This window comes from Pedobacter sp. (genome assembly GCF_035566355.1).
In the GTDB taxonomy this organism is placed as follows: Bacteria; Bacteroidota; Bacteroidia; order Sphingobacteriales; family Sphingobacteriaceae; genus Pedobacter.
Window position 1 is genome coordinate 1 of the sequence record NZ_DATMRL010000153.1, and the last position, 2359, is coordinate 2359.

The following is a 2359-nucleotide window of genomic DNA, read 5'->3' on the forward strand; positions in this document are numbered from 1 at the left end:
GATGCTATTCCTTTAACGCCATGGCAATCTTTCAGTAAAGACATCATTTTACTGATCCTGATTGTTTTTATTTATAAGCACAGGGGAAGTATACAGCCTGTTTTAACAAAAGCAACACAACAGAAAACTGTTTCTGCGATTATCATACTGGCCGCACTGATCTTTCCGGTTTACACTTATAGCTGTTTACCGGTTCTGGATTTCCTGCCTTACAAAATAGGGGCAAATCTGCCGGAACTGATGAAAATCCCTGAAGGTGCTGCACCGGATGAGTATCAGCTGATGTATCACATGAAGAACAAGAAAACAGGAGAGAAGAAAGACATTTCAGATAAAGATTACCTGAAAACAGAGATATGGAAAGACACCACCTGGGAGATTGTTGGGGAGCCAGATAAAAAACTGATTAAAAAGGGATATGAACCTAAGATTAAAGATCTGGTGATCAGTGATGCCTCCGGAACAAATTACACCAAGGAACTGATAGAAAATCCTTACTATAACCTGATCATTGTTGGTTATAATCTGGACGATGTTAATGAAAAAGCGCTGGCTAAATTGAATGCGCTTGCACTCAATGCAACTGAACAATTTAACATCAGAACCGTACTGCTTACTTCCAATTCTGCACAGGATGCAGATGCTCTGAGCAAAAGAATGAAATTATTTACAGAGATTTTTTATGGCGATGCGGTACCTTTAAAAAGTATGGTACGGGCCAATCCGGGAGTTCTGCTGCTGAAGAACGGTGTAGTGATCAACAAATGGCATTACAATACTGTCCCTTCATTTAATACACTGGCAGATCAATATTTCAGCAAATAACCATGTTTCAATATGCCCTTAAAAAGCTCCTTTATGGGCTTGCAGTCATTGCAGGGGTAGTTGTAGTGGTTTTCATATTGTTTAACATTTTACCTGGTGATCCCGCACGGATGACTATGGGGCAGCGGTCTGATGTACAGTCGCTGGAAGCCGTAAGAAAGGAATTCGGTCTGGACAAGTCCAAACCAGAACAATTTCTGCTGTACGTCAATGACCTTTCTCCACTCTCTTGTCATAAATACACCGAAGAAAATCAACAAAAATACCATTATGTTAAGCTCTTTCGGATAGGTGTGGAGGTAGCGGTGCTCAAATGGCCTTATCTGCGGCGTTCCTATCAAACCAAACGGGATGTAACCGCTATACTTAAAGAAACGGTACCCAATACTTTTATTCTTGCCCTCACTGCCATGATTGTAGCCACCATAGCCGGTATCCTGCTTGGGGTGGTATCTGCACTCTATAAAGATACCTGGGTAGATAAAACTGCAAATGCCCTGGCCGTCCTGGGTATCTCTGCACCAGCTTTTTTTGCTGGTATTATTATTGCCTGGTTGTTTGGTTTTGTGTTAAGTGATTACACCGGATTAAACATGTCGGGCAGTCTGTACAGTTACGATCCTTTTAAGGGAGAAGTGATGACCTGGAAGAATTTAATCCTGCCCATGTTTACACTCGCCCTGCGTCCCTTGGCTATTATTGTCCAGCTCACCAGAAGCACCATGCTGGACGTACTCTCGCAGGACTATATCCGGACCGCAAGGGCCAAAGGTTTGCCCCGTTATGCCATTATCTATAAACATGCCCTTAGAAATGCACTCAATCCGGTTATCACAGCTGTTTCAGGCTGGTTTGCCTCCTTATTGGCCGGGTCCTTTTTTGTAGAATATATTTTTGGATATAACGGATTGGGAAGGGCAACAGTGAATGCTTTGGAAATGTCTGATTTTCCGGTAGTAATGGGCTCTATATTATTTATAGCTTTTATATTTGTAGTGATCAATATTTTAGTAGACGTATTATATGCCCTGGTTGATCCAAGGGTTAAGCTTGTATAAAAAATGAAGATATTCTTAACAGGATTTATGGGTTGTGGAAAAACCACACTGGCCAAAAAATTATCAGCGCGGCTGGGGTATGAACTGGTAGATCTGGATCACGAAATCGAAAAACAAGCTGGTACAAGCGTGGGCGATTATTTTGCTGTACATGGAGAAGCAGCCTTCCGGGAGCTCGAAAGCCAAACACTGAAAACTTTTCCTTACCAGGAAAACTCAGTTATAGCCACGGGTGGAGGTACACCTTGCTATTTCGACAATATGGACTGGATGAACGTAAATGGCCTTACCATCTATATTGAAATGTCACCCGAGGCCCTGGCGAAACGCCTGGAAAACGGAAAAGCCAAGCGACCGCTGTTGAGAGATCTTGATGAACAGGGGATTGTTGATTTTATTACACAGAAACTTGAAGAAAGAAATCCCTATTATCGGAAAGCTTCCCTGGTGGTTAATGGCATCAGTCTGACAGCAGA

General features: G+C 42.3%; 3 protein-coding genes. All 3 read left to right on the plus strand.

The genetic code is table 11. The annotated features are described in order from the left end of the window. A partial coding sequence (locus VNZ46_RS06050) for a BT_3928 family protein (protein ID WP_325559204.1) occupies positions 1-825 on the plus strand: 825 nt, incomplete at its 5' end. A gap of 2 nt (positions 826-827) precedes the next feature. Next, complete coding sequence (locus tag VNZ46_RS06055; RefSeq protein ID WP_325559205.1) at positions 828-1883, plus strand: ABC transporter permease; 1056 nt, start codon at positions 828-830, stop codon at positions 1881-1883. A 3-nt stretch (positions 1884-1886) separates the two neighbouring features. Beyond that, positions 1887-2359, plus strand: a 473-nt coding sequence (locus VNZ46_RS06060) for a shikimate kinase (protein ID WP_325559206.1), incomplete at its 3' end; no start/stop codon positions are given.

Coding starts and splice junctions, on each gene's coding strand:
- VNZ46_RS06055 (WP_325559205.1), top strand. CDS start 828: ATGTTTCAATATGCCCTTAAAAAGCTCCTTTATGGGCTTGCAGTCATT.